16 protein-coding genes are annotated in these 15,282 nt (G+C 72.0%); 9 read left to right on the plus strand and 7 right to left on the minus strand.

What is annotated here, in order from left to right; genetic code table 11:
• Nucleotides 1-48 precede the first annotated feature (48 nt).
• Complete coding sequence (locus QRN49_RS05300) at nt 49-456, plus strand: MarR family winged helix-turn-helix transcriptional regulator (protein WP_111024581.1); 408 nt, start codon at nt 49-51, stop codon at nt 454-456.
• Nucleotides 457-530: 74 nt separating this feature from the next.
• The gene (locus QRN49_RS05305; protein WP_284754236.1) at nt 531-1,571 is read left to right on the plus strand and encodes an LCP family protein; all 1,041 of its coding nucleotides are present in this window, start codon (nt 531-533) and stop codon (nt 1,569-1,571) included.
• Nucleotides 1,572-1,645: 74 nt separating this feature from the next.
• Here QRN49_RS05305 and QRN49_RS05310 read toward each other — a convergent pair whose 3' ends face one another.
• The 6 genes from QRN49_RS05310 to QRN49_RS05335 form a co-directional block, all read right to left on the minus strand.
• Entirely contained in the window at nt 1,646-2,350 is a 705-nt protein-coding gene (locus QRN49_RS05310) for a LysM peptidoglycan-binding domain-containing protein (protein ID WP_259492116.1), read from the minus strand.
• 302 nt (nt 2,351-2,652) lie between these two features.
• Nucleotides 2,653-3,804, minus strand: a complete 1,152-nt coding sequence (rlmC, locus tag QRN49_RS05315; RefSeq protein WP_284754240.1) for a 23S rRNA (uracil(747)-C(5))-methyltransferase RlmC — start codon at nt 3,802-3,804, stop codon at nt 2,653-2,655.
• 7 nt (nt 3,805-3,811) lie between these two features.
• The gene (locus QRN49_RS05320) at nt 3,812-4,678 is read right to left on the minus strand and encodes an SMP-30/gluconolactonase/LRE family protein (RefSeq protein ID WP_502868994.1); all 867 of its coding nucleotides are present in this window, start codon (nt 4,676-4,678) and stop codon (nt 3,812-3,814) included.
• 40 nt (nt 4,679-4,718) lie between these two features.
• The gene (locus QRN49_RS05325; protein WP_071404822.1) at nt 4,719-5,339 is read right to left on the minus strand and encodes a DedA family protein; all 621 of its coding nucleotides are present in this window, start codon (nt 5,337-5,339) and stop codon (nt 4,719-4,721) included.
• Between the two features lie 67 nt (nt 5,340-5,406).
• The gene (locus tag QRN49_RS05330) at nt 5,407-6,066 is read right to left on the minus strand and encodes a FadR/GntR family transcriptional regulator (protein WP_284754246.1); all 660 of its coding nucleotides are present in this window, start codon (nt 6,064-6,066) and stop codon (nt 5,407-5,409) included.
• Nucleotides 6,063-6,785 carry an SDR family oxidoreductase gene (locus QRN49_RS05335; protein WP_284754248.1) on the minus strand — a complete coding sequence of 241 codons (723 nt, stop codon included), beginning with the start codon at nt 6,783-6,785 and terminating at the stop codon, nt 6,063-6,065. The genes QRN49_RS05330 and QRN49_RS05335 overlap by 4 nt, the downstream gene beginning before the upstream one ends.
• 45 nt (nt 6,786-6,830) lie before the next feature.
• Here QRN49_RS05335 and QRN49_RS05340 point away from each other — a divergent pair, with 45 nt between their 5' ends.
• The 7 genes from QRN49_RS05340 to mnhG all read left to right on the plus strand — a co-directional run bounded on the left by QRN49_RS05340 (nt 6,831) and on the right by mnhG (nt 13,958).
• Nucleotides 6,831-7,583: an SDR family NAD(P)-dependent oxidoreductase gene (locus tag QRN49_RS05340; RefSeq protein WP_284754250.1), complete on the plus strand. Its 753-nt coding sequence runs from the start codon at nt 6,831-6,833 to the stop codon at nt 7,581-7,583.
• Nucleotides 7,584-7,684: 101 nt separating this feature from the next.
• A complete protein-coding gene (locus QRN49_RS05345; RefSeq protein ID WP_284754252.1) occupies nt 7,685-10,597 on the plus strand; it encodes a Na+/H+ antiporter subunit A in 2,913 nt (970 codons plus the stop codon).
• Nucleotides 10,594-11,004: a Na(+)/H(+) antiporter subunit C gene (locus QRN49_RS05350; RefSeq protein WP_110865552.1), complete on the plus strand. Its 411-nt coding sequence runs from the start codon at nt 10,594-10,596 to the stop codon at nt 11,002-11,004. The genes QRN49_RS05345 and QRN49_RS05350 overlap by 4 nt, the downstream gene beginning before the upstream one ends.
• Entirely contained in the window at nt 11,001-12,692 is a 1,692-nt protein-coding gene (locus QRN49_RS05355; RefSeq protein WP_284754255.1) for a Na+/H+ antiporter subunit D, read from the plus strand. Before QRN49_RS05350 ends, QRN49_RS05355 begins: the two co-directional genes overlap by 4 nt.
• Complete coding sequence (locus QRN49_RS05360) at nt 12,689-13,270, plus strand: Na+/H+ antiporter subunit E (RefSeq protein WP_284754256.1); 582 nt, start codon at nt 12,689-12,691, stop codon at nt 13,268-13,270. Before QRN49_RS05355 ends, QRN49_RS05360 begins: the two co-directional genes overlap by 4 nt.
• Nucleotides 13,267-13,605, plus strand: a complete 339-nt coding sequence (locus tag QRN49_RS05365; RefSeq protein WP_284754259.1) for an MrpF/PhaF family protein — start codon at nt 13,267-13,269, stop codon at nt 13,603-13,605. Before QRN49_RS05360 ends, QRN49_RS05365 begins: the two co-directional genes overlap by 4 nt.
• A complete protein-coding gene (mnhG, locus tag QRN49_RS05370; RefSeq protein ID WP_071245814.1) occupies nt 13,602-13,958 on the plus strand; it encodes a monovalent cation/H(+) antiporter subunit G in 357 nt (118 codons plus the stop codon). The genes QRN49_RS05365 and mnhG overlap by 4 nt, the downstream gene beginning before the upstream one ends.
• A gap of 77 nt (nt 13,959-14,035) precedes the next feature.
• On the opposite strand, the gene QRN49_RS05375 is transcribed toward mnhG, so the two are convergent.
• On the minus strand, nt 14,036-15,277 hold the full coding sequence (locus QRN49_RS05375) for an MFS transporter (RefSeq protein ID WP_284754263.1): 1,242 nt from the start codon (nt 15,275-15,277) through the stop codon (nt 14,036-14,038).
• Between the last annotated feature and the right edge of the window lie 5 nt (nt 15,278-15,282).

Here is a 15,282-nt window from a genome sequence, read left to right on the forward strand (position 1 = left end):
GCTGATTACTTGACGGTCGAGCGCTCCTGGCGACCATAGAATCACGGCATGCAGGACACGAGCGAGCAGTGGCCCCTCGGGCGCCTGCTGTCCGCGGCTGCACGGTCCGTCGAGCGGGACTGGGACGAACGACTCCGCGCCATCGGGCTCTCGCACGCCGCGGTCGTCGCGATCGACATCCTCATCCGGACCGGTCCGACCGGCGCGGACACCATCGCCCGGACGGCCCGGGTCCAGCCGCAGACGATGTCCCGCACGCTCGAGCGGATGGAGCGGGACGGTCTGGTCGAGCGCGCCCCGCACCCTGCCGATCGTCGGCGCCGCGTCGTGAGCGTGACGCCCGCCGGCCGGTCAGCGTGGGAGACCGCGCGGCACATCGAGCGCGAGGTCCTGCCGGAGGACCCGGCGCTCCGATCGGCGCTGGGCGATTTGCTCGGCAAGGCGCAGTCCGAGTGAAACACTGTTCCTGAAATACCACATGCGATAACATCCCGTGGTCGGTCCGTGCCGACCTGACCACAGGAGCCCGCATGTCCGAACGCCGAGCCGCCCGCGCGGCCGTTGCACACGCCCACCGCACCGCCAGCCGCAACAGACGGCGTCGGCCGTTCCTCGTCGCGCTGATCACGACGCTCGGCTCGCTCGTCGGCGTCGCCCTGGTCGTCGCCGTCGTCGCGAGTGTGTTCGTCGGCGGACTCGCTCGGAGCTTCGACGCCGGGCGCGAGACCATCACGAACCCGTTCCCGAGCGGCACCCGACCGACGCCGACGTCAGGTGAGAACGTCCTGCTCATCGGTTCCGACTCCCGGGCGCAGGGCAACCCCGATGGTGGCCCTTCGACGTCCGGCGGGCGTTCGGACACCCTGATGCTGGCGCACGTCCCTGCCGATCGACAGCACGTCTACCTGATGTCGATCATGCGGGACTCCTGGGTCGAGGTCCCCGGGCACGGCCGCGCCAAGATGAACGCCGCGTACGCCTGGGGCGGGGTACCCCTGACCGTGCAGACCGTCGAGCAGCTCCTGGACGTCCGGGTCGACCACGTCGCCGAGATCGACTTCACCGGGTTCGAGGACATGACCGATGCCCTCGGCGGCGTGACCGTGTCCTCCCCGCAGGCCTTCTCGACCACCCACCACGACTTCGTGGCGGGGACGAACCGCCTCGACGGCGCCGACGCACTCGCCTTCGTGCGGGAGCGTCACGCGTTCGCCGACGCCGACCACACCCGGGTCCGCAACCAGCAGGCGTTCATGCGCGGCGTCGTGGACGGGCTGCTGTCCCGCGGCACCGTCACCAACCCCGGGCGCATCCAGGACTTCGTCGCCGCGACCAGTGAGCACCTGTCGGTCGACGCGGGCTTCACGTTCGCTCGGATGGCGGAACTCGGGTGGTCGCTCCGCGCGGTCCGGGCCGACGACCTCGTGACCTTCACGGTGCCGACGGCGGGCTCCGGGACGTCACCGGACGGACAGTCGATCGTGACGCTGAACCAGCTCGCGGTCGGGTCCCTGTCCCAGGCGCTCCGGTCCGACGACGTCGCCGGTTGGCTCGCGGACAACCCGCAGTAGCCCGGCTCCGCACGCACGACGACGCCCCACGACTCGAGGTCGTGGGGCGTCGTCGTGTTCGGTCTGCGGAGAGATCAGGCGGGGAGCTGGAGCTCCTGGCCGGCGTAGATCAGGTTCGCGTCGTCGATGGTCGACGTGTTCGCGGCCCAGAGCTGCTTCCAGCCGCCGTCGATCCCGAGCTTCGTCGCGATCGTGTCGAGCGTGTCGCCCGAGGCGATCGTGTACGTCTTGCCGCTCGTCTTGACCGGGGCGGGCTTGCTCGGCGTCGTCGCTGCCGGGGCGGGCGTCGACTCGGTCGTGCTCGGCGCGGCCGGCTGCGGGGCGGCCTGCTCGGCGGGAGCCGGTGCCGGAGCGGCGGGCTGCGGGGCAGCCTGCTGTGCGGGCGCCGGAGCCGGTGCGGGGGCCGGAGCCGCCGCGGCGGGCGCTGCACCGCTGGTGCCGCTCAGCCCGAGCTGGGCGGAGCAGGCGGGCCATGCGCCCCAGCCCTGCGAGGCGAGGACGCGCTCGGCGACGGCGATCTGGGCCTCGCGGCTGGCGGAGGCGGGGTTGCCCGCGCCACCGTTGGCCTGCCAGGTACCGAGGTTGAACTGCAGGCCGCCGTAGTAGCCGTTGCCGGTGTTGATGGCCCAGTTGCCGCCGGACTCGCACTGCGCGAGCTGGTCCCAGGTCGAACCGGACGCTGCGTTCGCGGGGGTTGCCGCGAGGCCGACACCGGTCGCGGCGATGCCGGCGAACGCCAGGCCACCGACGATGGTGCGGGTACGGGAAAGCTTCTTCATGTGATTGCTCCACCGGGGTCACGAGCCGCATCTGTTGCGGAATCCACTGCCCACCCCGACCGATCGCGGTCAGTTGTGGGGGTGCGCCACCGGGGGCAGTGGTCATCGGGCCGGCGGCACCTCGGTCGGCAACCATAGGAAACTCTTGACCGTTATCAAACCGAGACAAACGGTTCTACCCGTGCATGCTATGTACCCCGCCCCAGAACCTGAACGGCTCGATGCCCATGGCCATGGTGATCGAGGCGTACCCGGGTACGTGTCCTTGGCAATTCCCTGGCAATGCCGATCGGCGGTCGGGATCAGGCGCGCGTGAGCAGGGTCACGGCCTCGAGGTGGCCGGTCTGCGGGAACATGTCGAGCACCCTGGCCCGCCGCAGCCGGAACGACGGCATGCGTGCCAGGTCCTTCGCCAGGGTCACCGGGTTGCAGCTCGAGTAGACGACGTGCTGGACGTCCGACTCCTCGAGCCAGGTCGACAACCGCTCCCCGATCCCGCGACGCGGAGGGTTCACGACGACGAGCTCGGGGACCGCGTCCGGACGGGCCCGGAGGGCGTGCTCGGTCGCGTCGTCGGCGGCGAACCGGAGGCCCTCGAGGCCGGCCTCGCGAGCGGACTGCTTGGCGGAGCGGATCGCCTCGGCGCTCGTCTCGATGCCGGTCACCACGCGGCCGGGACGGGCAGCGTGCAGCGCGAACCCGCCGACGCCGCAGTACAGGTCCCACATCGACGCCGGGTCGAGCTCGTCGATCCAGGCCGTCGCCTGCGCGTACAGCTCGGTCGCGACACCGGTGTTCGTCTGGAAGAAGCTCTGCGGCCGCAGGTGCATCGTGATCCCGCCGAGCCGCATCGGCAGGGTCTCCTGCTCGGTCAGCACGATCTCGCGGTCGCCTTCGGTGACGGCCTTGTGCTCGGGCAGCAGGTTGGCGGTCACCACGGCCGCGTTCGGCAGTGCGGCACGCAGGGCGTCGAGATGCTGGCGGAGCCGCGGGAGCTGCCCCTCGGAACGCAGCACGAACCGGATCATCAGCTCGCCGTCGGGCGACTCGGTGACCAGGACGTACTTGAGCTCGCCCCGGCGCGCGGCGACGTCGTACGGGATCAGCCCGGCGGTCGAGACGAACTCGGCCAGCACGGGCAACGCGTGCCGGATGCCGGGCGTGCAGATCCCGCAGTGCCGCAGGTCCACCCCGCGCTGCCGGTGATCGAGGATGCCGACGGTGGGGTGCTGGACGGTCCCGCCCACGACCATCTTCGCCTTGTTCCGGTACCCCGACTCCGGGCTCGTGATCGCGGGCGACCAGGAGACCGCTCCGGGGCCCCCGGCGGCCTCGACCGCGGCGTGCAGGAGCTCGCGCGTGCGGAGTTCCTTGTCGAGGACCTGGTCGGCGTAGGGCTGGCCCATGAGCGTGCACGACCGGCACACCCCGCGGTCGAAGTAGTCGCACTGCATGGCCGAGTCAGGATACGGCAGCGTCCCGCGTCGTCGTGGCGATCCGGTACACCGACGTCGTCGCGGTCAGGAACAGCGTCGTGCCGTCGTCGCCGCCGAAGCACAGGTTCGACGTCACCTCGGGGACCGCCACCTCACCGATCCGCTCGCCGGACGGGTCGAACACGACGACGCCGCGGTGCGAGGACGACCAGACGTTGCCGTGCACGTCGACCCGGATGCCGTCCGGCGCACCCTCTCCGGGCTCGAGCCGCGCGAACACCCGGCCGTTCTTCAGCAGGTCGCCTCGGCGGTCGTAGGCGCGGATGACCGGCTCGTCGCCCGACGAACTCGCGATGTACAGCACCCGCTCGTCGGGGTCGAAGGCCAGGCCGTTCGGCTCGTCCAGGTCGGTCGCCACTGGTCGCAGGTCCTCGCCCGCCGGGCCACACCGGAACACCCAGTGGTCGCCGTACTCACGCAAGCCAGGATGTCCCTCACGCGGCTGGGTGATGCCGTAGGCGGGGTCGGTGAACCAGACGCCGCCGTCCCGCGCGACCACCACGTCGTTCGGGGAGTTGAACCGGCCCCCGTCCCACGTGTCGACGATCGACGTGACGACGCCGTCGCGGTCCCGCTCGACCCGACGCAGCCCGTGCGAGCACTGCACGACGCTGCCGTCCCGGTCGAGCGTCCGGCCGTTGGTGAACTCGACGCCCTCGGCGTACGTGGAGGTCTCGCCGGAGTTGGCGTGCCACTGCAGGATGCGGTCGCCCGGGATGTCGGACCACCGCAGCGTGCGCGTCGACGGGATCCAGCAGGGCCCCTCGGCCCAGGTGCTGCCGGTGGCGATGCGCTCGAGCGCGGCGGGGTCCGGTACGAGGTCGTCGAGCAGCACGGGTTCTCCTTCGAACGGGCTGCCCAGCCTACGTTCGTCAGGCCGCGGCCGCAGCCTCGCTCCGGCGTCGCACGGCCTTCTCGATCGCGGAGATCGCGAGGCCGAGCAGGATCGACGCCACGACCGCGAGGGTCGTGACCAGGAAGGGCTGCTCGCGGCTCCAGCGCCCCGTGGCCGAGGCGATGCCGACGCAGTACGCGGCCCACACGACGTCGGCGAGCACACAGCTGAGCAGGAACCGCCGGAGGTCGAGCCCGCTGTCCGCGCCGACCAGGTTCGTCGTCAACCGACCCATCGGGATGAAGCGTCCGAGCACCGCGATGCGCCCGGGAGCGGCACGGTAGCGGCCGTCGATGGCGTCCCGGGCCGCGCGGACCTTCGGACGCGCGAACCACGACCTCGAGCCGAGGTCGACCGACCGCGCCAGGTGGTAGAGCCCGAGGTCGCCGAGGACCATCCCGATCGACGCCGCGACGACGAGGAAGAGGACCGGCAGGAGACCGCCGTCACCGCCCACCAGGAGCGTGCCGATCGCGACGACGAGTGCCTGGCTGGGCAGGAAGACCGCGACGCTGCCCACGGCGAGCACGAGGCCGACCACGAAGAACGCCCACGGGGTGCCGACGAGCTGGACGACCAGGTCCTGTGCTGCGTCCACGACTCACCCTCCACGGGCACCGGAGGGGCGCGCCGGGGTCCATCCTCGCAGGTCCGGCGCGCTCCGCTCACGTGCGGTCGACGATCGCCTGCATGGTCGAGGCCGCGTCGTCCGGGCGGCCGTCGAGGACGGCGTCGGCGAGTGCCAGGTGGAGGCCGACGTCGTGCCGGTCCGGGCGGATGCTCCCGCGTTCGCGCAGTACCTGGCCGACCACCTGGTGCAGGCGTCGGTACAGGGCGTTGCCGGACAGGTCGAGCACGAGCGCGTGGAACCGCACGTCCGCGGCCACGAAGTCGGGGCGGTCGTCGCGGGTCGCGGCGGCGGCGAGTTCGTCCGCGGTGGTGCGGAGGGCCTCCCGTCGGTCCGCGCACTCGTCGAGCGCCGCTCGCCGGGCCGCTGCGGCAGCGGCGGCAGGTTCGACCGCCGCGCGCAGCTCGCGGAGCTCGGCCGCCACGCGGTCACCGTCGGGGCCCCGCAGACGCCACCGCACCACACGCGGGTCCAGGACGTCCCACTCCCGCACGTCGAGGACGGTCACGCCGACCCGGCGCCGCGCGCTGAGCAGGCCGAGCGCGACGAGGACGCGGACGGCCTCGCGGACGATGCTGCGACTGGCACCCGTCCAGGTCACCAGGTCGTCGACGCTCCGGCGGCTGCCCACGGCGACCGCACCGGAGACGACGGCGGCACCGACCTGGTCGAGGACCCGTTCGAAGGTGCTCGTCACCGCTGCGAGACCGGCGACAGCACGAGCTCGTCGATGCGCACGTGTGCCGGCGACCCGAGCACGAAGGCGACCGTCCGCCCGATGTCCTCCGGTTGGAGCATGCGCTGCCGTGCGGCCGCGTCGGGGACCTCCGGCCGCTGGTCGAGGAAGTCCGTCGCGACGTCACCCGGGCACAGGTGTGTGGCACGGACGCCGTGCTCGGCCTCCTGCTGGTTGAGCGTCCGGACGACCGACGCGAGCGCGGACTTGCTCGCCGAGTACGCGACACCCGCCCCGGGCTGGAAGGACCACCCGGCGTACGACGACACGACCACGACCACGCCGCCGGCCGCGCGGAGTGCCGGCAGCGCGGCGTCCACCAGCGAGACGACGGCGGTGAGGTTCGTGTCCACGATCGCGCGGAAGTCGGTCAGCGACTGGTCGTCCCACCGGCGCCTCGGGGCGTTGAGCCCGGCCGCCAGCACGAGCCCGTCGAGCCGCCCGTGCCGCTCGAGCACGGTGTCCCGCGCGGCTGCGACGGCGTCGGGGTCGTTCGCGTCGAGGGGCAGGACGTCCGCGGTTCCCCCGGCGCCGCGGACGGTGCGGGCGACCTGCTCGAGCCGGTCGGCACGGCGCCCGCTGAGGACCACCCTCCAGCCGTCCCGCGCCGCTGCCTCGGCGCTCGCGGCCCCCATACCGCTGCCCCCACCCGTGACCCAGAGCACACGCTGATCCGTCATGCTCGAATAGTATGCCTATTCAAGGCACCGACGACGGGAGCAACGATGCACCTCGACCTGACCGACCGCGTGGTGGTCGTGACCGGCGCAGCGCGCGGGATCGGCCGCACGCTCGCCGACCGCTTCGTCAGCGAGGGGAGCCGCGTCGTCGCGCTCGACCTGGCCTTCGAGCCGGACTTCCCGCTCGACCACGTCGTGTGCAACGTCGCCGACCCGCGGTCGGTGCGCGAGGCCGTGGACGAGGTCGTCCGGCGGCACGGCACGATCGACGTGCTGGTGAACAACGCCGGCATCAACGTCACGGGCACGGTCGCCGAACTGGAGTGGGACGCCTGGCGCCGCTGCATGGACGTCAACCTCGGCGGCACGTTCCTGATGAGCCAAGCCGTGGCTCCGGTGATGCAGGCGGCCGGGTGCGGTCGGATCATCAACGCCGCATCGTTCGCGGCGATCGTGCCCAGCGTCGGGAGCGCGGCCTACGCGGCGTCGAAGGCCGCGGTCGTCTCGTTCACCCGGGTGCTCGCATCGGAGCTCGGACCGTGGGGCATCACTGTCAACGCCTACGCGCCGGGCATGGTCCCGACAGCGATGAACGGCTTCGCGACGATGCCGGCCGAGGCGCAGGACCGCCTGCTCGACACCCTGTCGCTCCGTCGGTGGGAGACGCCGGACGACGTGGCCGACCTGCTCGTCTTCGTGGCGAGCGACGCTTCCGGGTACATCACCGGGACCCTGCTCGACGTCTCCGGCGGCAAGCTCGCGACCCAGATCCCCGCCCGCGCGCACGGCCGGACCTGAGCGGACTGCTGTCCGGCCGCACAGGTTCTCCACATGGCCCTCTCCGTAGGCTGTGAAAGCCCAGTGAGCCGGACTGCCGCCCGACCCCGAGGAGGTGCCCGATGGTCCTCGTCCTCGTCGCGTTCGCGATCGTCGCCCTGATCGTCCCCGCTCTGACCCCCGTCCTCGGCCGCCGCGCGTTCTACGTGGCGGCCCTCGCCCCCGCCGCGGCGGCGGTGCTGACGATCGCCCAGACCGACGCCGCCCTGCACGGCAGCGTCGTCGAACGGCACCAGTGGGTCCCCCAGCTCGACCTCGACGTCACGCTGCGGATGGACGCCCTGTCGTGGGTGCTCGCCCTCGTGGTGTCGATCGTCGGCGCGTTGGTGCTGGTCTACTGCGCCTCGTACTTCGAGCGGGACGAACCCGGGCTCGGTCGGTTCGCCGGGGTCCTGACCGCCTTCGCCGGCTCGATGTACGGGCTCGTGATCGCCGACGACGTCATCGTGCTGTTCGTCCTGTGGGAAGCCACGACGGTCTTCTCCTACCTGCTCATCGGGCACGACGCCGCGAAGCGTGCCAGTCGCGCCGCCGCCATGCAGGCGCTCGTGGTCACCACCGCGGGTGGTCTGGCGATGCTCGCGGGCCTCGTGATGCTCTCGGTCACGGCCGGCACGACCTCGCTGTCCGCGATCGTCGCCGATCCCCCGAGCGGCACGGTCGTCTCGGTGTCGGTGGTCCTGGTGCTGCTCGGGGCGCTCACGAAGTCGGCGATCGTGCCGTTCCACTTCTGGCTCCCCGCCGCGATGGCCGCACCGACCCCGGTCAGCGCGTACCTGCACGCCGCCGCGATGGTGAAGGCCGGCATCTACCTGGTGGCCCGGCTCGCCCCCGCGTTCGCGCTGCTCGACGGCTGGCGCGAGACGATCACGCTGCTCGGCGTCGCCGGGATGCTCGTCGGTGGGTACCGGGCCCTGCGGCAGACCGACCTCAAGCTCCTGCTCGCCTACGGCACCGTGGCCCAGCTCGGGTTCCTCGTGCTCGCCGCCGGCTGGGGTGCCCCCGCGGTCGCCCTCGGTGGGGTCGCGCTCCTCGTGGCCCACGCCGCCTTCAAGTCGACGCTCTTCCTGGTCGTCGGCGCGATCGACCACGTCACCGGCACGCGTGACCTCGGTCGGCTCAGCGGGCTCGGCCGCGCCCGCCCGTGGCTGGCGGTCGTCGCGGTGCTCGCGCTGCTGTCGATGGCCGGGATCCCGCCGACGATCGGCTTCGTCGCGAAGGAAGCCGTGCTGACCGGCTTCACCGAGTCCCTGCACGGCCCCGACGCCGGCTGGGCCTGGTTCGCCCTCGTCGGTGTGACGCTCGGCTCGGTGCTCACCGTGGCGTACTCGCTCCGCTTCTTCTGGGGAGCGTTCGCCCGCAAGCCCGGCGTCGCGACCACCGAGCCGCACGCCCTGCACGGCCTGGGTGTGGTGCCGTCGATCCTGGCACTGACCGGCGTGGCCCTCGGCCTGCTGACCCCGGTGGTCGCGCACGGCATCGAGCCCGCGGCGACGGTGGCCTCGCTCCCCGGCGAGGAAGTCCCGCACCTCGCGCTCTGGCACGGCCTCGAACCCGCACTCGGCCTGTCCGCGATCACCCTGGTCGGCGGCCTCGCACTGTTCGCCCTGCGCCGTCCGGTCGAAGCGCTCCAGCACCGGCTCGCCGGGTTCCCGAGCGCCGCGGGCACGTACCGGCACGGCATGCGACTGCTCGACCGCGGAGCGACCGGACTCACCGCGAGCCTGCAGCGCGGCTCGCTCCCCTACTACCTGACGGTGATCCTGTCGGTCTTCGTCGCCGGGGCGCTCGCCAACCTGGTGCTCGGCGGGCCGTGGGAGTTCCACGTCCGGTTCGCCGACTCGTGGGGCCAGATCCCTGTGATGATCGTGATGTCGATCGCGGGCATCGCGGTGCTCACGGCGAAGACCCGGTTCGCCGCAGCGGTCCTGGTCGGCGTCACCGGCTACGGCCTCTCGGTGCTGTTCGTCCTGCACGGCGCCGTCGACCTCGCCCTGACGCAGCTCGTGGTCGAGACGGTCACCCTGATCGCCTTCGTCCTGGTGCTCCGACGACTGCCCCCGCGCATCGCCACGACCAACCCGTCGCGGTTCCGGGTCGTGCGGGCGCTCTTCGCCGGGCTGGCGGGGCTGACGCTGGCGATCGTCGTCGTCGTTGCTGCCTCGGCCCGCACGGCCCGCCCCCTCTGGCCCGACCTGCCCGCACTGACGAGCTCGTTCGGGCACGGTCTGAACGTCGTGAACGTCGCCCTCGTCGACCTGCGCGGCTGGGACACCCTCGGTGAGCTCACGGTCGTGGTCGCCGCGGCCACCGGCGTCGCGAGCCTGATCTTCGTGAACTCGCGCGAGGACACCCTGCCCCGGCTGCGCGACCTGCCCGAGACCCTGACCGCGAACGGCGAGCGCACCGACGGCGAGCCCCGCGCCTGGCTGCCGACGAGCGCCGCGATCCCGACCGGCCGTTCGGCACTGCTCGACGTGGTCGTCCGCCTGCTGTTCCACGGTCTCATCGTGCTGTCGGTGTACCTGCTGTTCGCCGGGCACAACTCGGCCGGTGGCGGGTTCGCGGGTGGCCTGGTCGCCGGCATCGCGCTCGCGGCCCGCTACCTGGCCGGCGGCCCGGCCGAACTCGGTGCAGCGGCTCCGGTGCGTGCCGGTCGTCTGCTCGGCCTGGGGGTCGCGACGGCAGCCATCACCGCGATCGTGCCGCTGTTCTTCGGTCGCGAAGCCCTGTACTCCGAGTTCTTCGAGGCCACGGTCCCGATCCTCGGGCACGTCGAGTTCGTCACCGCCACGTTCTTCGACATCGGCGTGTACCTGGTCGTCGTCGGCCTGGTGCTCGACGTCCTCCGCAGTCTCGGTGCCGAGGTCGACCGGCAGCGCCTCGAGGACGCCTCGACCCCCACCCGCGACACCACCGAGGGGTCCGTCAGCGATGCCCTCGATGCCCCCACCCCGGAAGGGAGCGCCACGTGACCGTCACCCTCGTCCTCGTGATCGCCATGGCGGTGCTGTTCTCGTGCGGCGTCTACCTGCTGCTCGAACGTTCCCTGACCCGGATGCTCCTCGGCTTCCTGCTGCTCGGCAACTCGCTCAACCTGCTGTTGCTGGTGATGTCCGGGGCCGCGGGCGACCCGCCGATCGGCAAGAGCGCCGAGGGCATCACCGACCCGCTCCCCCAGGCGTTCGCCCTGACCGCGATCGTGATCACCTTCGCCGTCAGCGCGTTCCTGCTGGCCCTGATCCACCGGTCGTGGCAGCTGTCCCGCGCCGACGAGGTCGAGGTCGACGAGGCCGACGCCGCCATCGGCCGCGACCGCGACGAGGCGGCCGACGAGGACCCGGAGACCACCACCGACGCAGAACAGGAGGCGACCCGATGACCTGGCTCGTCCCGCTCCTCGTCCTCGTCCCGCTGCTCGGTGCCGCGGTCGCGCTCGGACTCCTCCGCCACCAGAAGCTCCAGCGTGCGATCACCGTCGTGGTGCTCGTCGTGGCCCTGGCTGTCGCCGCCACGCTCATGGTCCTGGTCGACCGGCACGGCACGATCGTGGTGCAGGTCGGCGGCTGGGACGCCCCCTACGGCATCTCGCTCGTCGTCGACCGGCTCAGCGCGCTGCTGCTCACGGTGAGCGCGAGCGTCTTGCTGCTCGTCCTGCTCTTCTCGATCGGGCAGGGCCTGGCCGCCGACGACGAGGACGCCCCGGTCACGATCTTCTACCCGACGTACCTGGTGCTCGCCGCCGGTGTGCTCGACTCGTTCATCGCCGGTGACCTGTTCAACCTGTACGTCGCGTTCGAGATGCTGCTGGTGGCGAGCTACGTGCTCATCACGCTGGGTGGCAGCGAACAGCGCGTCCGGGCCGGCACGACGTACATCGTCACGAGCCTGATCGCGTCGGCGATCTTCCTCGCCGCCATCGGGCTGGTCTACGGCGCCACCGGCACGGTGAACATCGCCCAGATCAGCGAGCGCGTCGCCGACCTGCCGGAGCACGTCCAGCTGCTCCTGCACACGATGCTGCTGATCGGGTTCGGCATCAAGGCGGCCGTGTTCCCGCTGGCGTTCTGGCTGCCGGACTCGTACCCGACGGCCCCGGCGCCGGTCACCGCGGTCTTCGCGGGCCTGCTGACGAAGGTCGGCATCTACGCGATCATCCGGCTCGAGACGGTGATCTTCCCACGACCACAGCTCAACGAGGTGCTGCTCGTCGTCGCCGCACTGACGATGGTGGTCGGGGTGCTCGGCGCGGTGTCGCAGACCGACGTGAAACGGCTGCTGTCCTTCACGCTGATCAGCCACATCGGCTTCATGGTGATGGGCGTCGGACTCGGCACCGTCGCGGGGACGGCGGCAGCGGTGTTCTACACGGTGCACCACATCGTCGTGCAGACCACGCTGTTCCTGGTGTCCGGCCTGATGGAACGCGTCGGCGGGACGACCTCGACCCGGTCGCTCGGCGGACTGCTGAAGGCCGCACCGCTGCTGGCCGCCCTGTACCTGATCCCCGCGTTCAACCTGGGTGGCATCCCGCCGTTCTCCGGCTTCATCGGCAAGCTCGGCCTGTTCCGCGCCGCCGCCGAGGACGGCTCCCCGATGGCCTACGTCACCATCGGCGCAGGCGTCGTCACATCGCTGCTCACCCTGTACGCGCTCATGCGGGTCTGGGACGCCGCCTTCTGGCGGCCGAAGCCGGCGGCCGAGGCCGCCGCCCCGCACACGACGAGCGCGGAACCGCACGCCCACCTGCGGTCGCCGGAACCGGCTCCCCTGACCGTCTCCGAGGAGACGGGCGAGGCGTACCACCCGGGAGGCTCGGTGACGGTCACCGACGCACCGCACGCGGCCACCGCCTCCAGTCCGACCACCGGCGCGACCGAGGCGGTCGGCGAGGCTCCCGAGAAGGTGCGCCTGCCGCGCATGCTCGTCGGCGTGACGACCGTCGCGGTGCTCGGGTCCGTCGCCCTGACGGTCGTCGCCGGCCCGCTCTACGGCTACGCGACCCGCGCAGCGGAGTCGCTGGAGTCGCCCGACCGCTACGTGCAGGCCGTGCTCGGAGGTGAGCGATGACCGACGTCCGCCGCATCTCGAACGCCAGGCGGATCGCGCTGGCGTGGCGCTACGACGTGCCCCTCGTCGCGGGACTCACCGTGCTCTGGGCGCTGCTCTGGGGATCGTGGACCCCGCTGACGCTGCTGTGCGGCATCGTCGTGGCGCTCCTCGTCACCCAGGCGCTGCCGCTCCCGCCGGTCCCCCTGTCCGCACGGTTCTCGATCGTCCACGTGCTGCGGTTCCTGGTGGTGTGGTCCGGGCTCGTCGTCGTGGCGTCCTTCCGGGTCGCCTGGGTCGCGTTCCGTCCTCGCGGTGTGCGGCGGAGCTCGATCACGCTCGTGCAGCTGCACTCGACCTCCGAGATGACCTTCACGCTGGCCACCCTCGCGATCTCGCTCGTGCCCGGCTCGTACGTCGCCGACGTGGACCTGCGGCGCCGTCGCCTGCTGCTCCACGTACTCGACACCGAGCGCCACGAGCAGGTCGAGGACGAACGCCGCGTCGCACTCCGGATCGAGGCCATGGTCATCCGCGCACTGGGATCCAAGCAGGACGTCTCCGAGCTGTCCGGGCCCCTGCCGGAGGTGACCCGATGAGCCCCGTCGTCGTCGTGATGGGCATCGCCGTCGCGCTCGTGCTCGCGCTCCTCGGGGCGACGTTCGCCCTCGCGGTGTTCCGCATCGTGCGCGGCCCGACCATCCTCGACCGCATGATCGGCTCCGACATGGTGCTGACCACCGTGCTCGTGGTGATCGCCGCCGCGATGGTCATCCGCCAGGACCTGACCGGCATCCCCGTGCTCGTGGTGATCTCGGCGACGAGCGTCTTCGCCACGGTCGCCGTCGCCCGGGCCGTCACGCCCTCGGCCGACCCGTCCGACGAGGGGCTGACCGTCACCACCCCCGAGCGCGCCGAGGAGGACAAGTCGTGATCGAGATCATCGAGTCGTTCGTCGACGACGCCGGCATCCGGGCGTGGATCGCCATCGGGCTGCTGCTCGTCGGGTCGCTGCTGTCGCTCGGCGCCGGGGTCGGCATCGTCCGGTTCCCGGACCCGCTCGTCCGCCTGCACGCCATGGCGAAGCCGCAGGTGCTCGGGCTCGCACTCGCGCTGGCCGCCATCGTGGTCGCGGTGTGGACGTGGACGGCGTTCTGGGTCGTGCTGCCGATCATGGTGTTCCAGCTGTTCCTGGTGCCCGTGTCGACGCACATGATCGCCCGCGCCGGCCTGCGCGCCGACGACTACCGGCACGAGGACCTGCTCGTCGACGACACGGAGTCCTGACGCACCGATCTGACGGACCGGAGGCCCGTGGCGGCGTCGCCACGGGCCTCCGGTCCGTCAGGTGGTCACGTTCGCGGTCAGGCGGTCGCGACCCGGCGCGGGAGCAGCAGGTTGCCGACCGCGGCGACCACGACGATCGCGGCGGAGACCGCCGGCAACAGCATCGCTGCGGCGGTGCCGTGGTGCTCGGCGACGTCCCCGGTGATGGCGGATGCGATCGACTGCCCGACGATCACGGCCGACCCGAGGATCGTCATCGTGGTCGCGGACCGGCCGACCGGTGAGCGGTCTGAACCGAGGCTGTACTGGGCGACCAGCGTCGGCCCGATCCCGATGCCCATGATCGCGAGGACGACGCCCGCGGCGACGACGGAGTCGGCGCTGGCGAACGCGACCGCACCGGCGAGGAGCACGACGCCGAAGACGAGCCAGCGCCACCCGAGGCCGAAGGCCCGGGGGAATGCCGCCGACCCGAGTGCCAGCCCGGCGGACCCGATGCCCATCAGGCCGTAGAGCAGGCCGGCCTGCGAGGCCTCGCCGTGGGTCTCCATGAACGCCGTCAGCGAGGTGAGCGTCGAGCCGAAGAACAGGCCGATGCCGAGGATGCCGACCACCACGACCACGAGCCGCGGACGCAGGAGCTGCCGTGCGGGTGCCTGCGTCGACTCCGCGTGCTGGCCGACCACGAGCTTGCCGGTCGGGTGGAGCGCGAACGCCGTGACGAACACGAACGTCAGGACCGAGGCGCCGGCGACGGCCACCCACGGGGCGATCGCGCTGGCGAGGATGCCGACCAGGAACGGGCCGATGATGAACACGGTCTCGTCGGCGGCGGACTCGTAGGCCATCGTGCCGCTGAGGGTCTTCTCGCGCCGCGCCGGGGCCATCCGCTGCCGGATGATCGCGACGAGCCGGGTGCGGGACATCGGGGCGACCTGCGGGGCCGAGGCACCGATGCAGAACGCGACCGCGAGGACGGCGAGGTCGGGCGCGGTGCCGCCGACGACGAACGGGAAGAACCCGAGCAGCGCCGCGTTCACCAGTCCGACGGGGACGAGCACCGCCCGCTGGCCGTAGCGGTCGGCCGCGGCGCCGACCATCGGGCCGAAGATCGCGGAGCCGATGCCGACGGCGGCGGAGTTGATGCCGCCGAGGGCGACGGAGTCACGGGCGGCGACGACGAGGGTCAGGACGCCGACCACCATCATCGCGAACGGGAGCCGGGCGATGAACGCCACGGGGAAGTACCAGCGTCCGGCGAGGGAGACGAGTGAGCGGTCCGGAGCGGGCGGGGCGTCGGTTGAGCGGGTCTGGAGCATCGGGG

It is taken from the genome of Curtobacterium sp. ME-Dv--P-122a (assembly GCF_030209645.1).
In the GTDB taxonomy this organism is placed as follows: Bacteria; Actinomycetota; Actinomycetes; order Actinomycetales; family Microbacteriaceae; genus Curtobacterium; species Curtobacterium flaccumfaciens.

Bases quoted from the DNA above. Each gene is read 5' to 3' on its own strand.
- QRN49_RS05300 (WP_111024581.1), top strand. From the start codon at position 49: ATGCAGGACACGAGCGAGCAGTGGCCCCTCGGGCGCCTGCTGTCCGCG.
- QRN49_RS05305 (WP_284754236.1), top strand. From the start codon at position 531: ATGTCCGAACGCCGAGCCGCCCGCGCGGCCGTTGCACACGCCCACCGC.
- QRN49_RS05310 (WP_259492116.1), bottom strand. From the start codon at position 2,350: ATGAAGAAGCTTTCCCGTACCCGCACCATCGTCGGTGGCCTGGCGTTC.
- rlmC (WP_284754240.1), bottom strand. From the start codon at position 3,804: ATGCAGTGCGACTACTTCGACCGCGGGGTGTGCCGGTCGTGCACGCTC.
- QRN49_RS05335 (WP_284754248.1), bottom strand. From the start codon at position 6,785: ATGACGGATCAGCGTGTGCTCTGGGTCACGGGTGGGGGCAGCGGTATG.
- QRN49_RS05340 (WP_284754250.1), top strand. From the start codon at position 6,831: ATGCACCTCGACCTGACCGACCGCGTGGTGGTCGTGACCGGCGCAGCG.
- QRN49_RS05345 (WP_284754252.1), top strand. From the start codon at position 7,685: ATGGTCCTCGTCCTCGTCGCGTTCGCGATCGTCGCCCTGATCGTCCCC.
- QRN49_RS05355 (WP_284754255.1), top strand. From the start codon at position 11,001: ATGACCTGGCTCGTCCCGCTCCTCGTCCTCGTCCCGCTGCTCGGTGCC.
- QRN49_RS05360 (WP_284754256.1), top strand. From the start codon at position 12,689: ATGACCGACGTCCGCCGCATCTCGAACGCCAGGCGGATCGCGCTGGCG.
- QRN49_RS05365 (WP_284754259.1), top strand. From the start codon at position 13,267: ATGAGCCCCGTCGTCGTCGTGATGGGCATCGCCGTCGCGCTCGTGCTC.
- QRN49_RS05375 (WP_284754263.1), bottom strand. From the start codon at position 15,277: ATGCTCCAGACCCGCTCAACCGACGCCCCGCCCGCTCCGGACCGCTCA.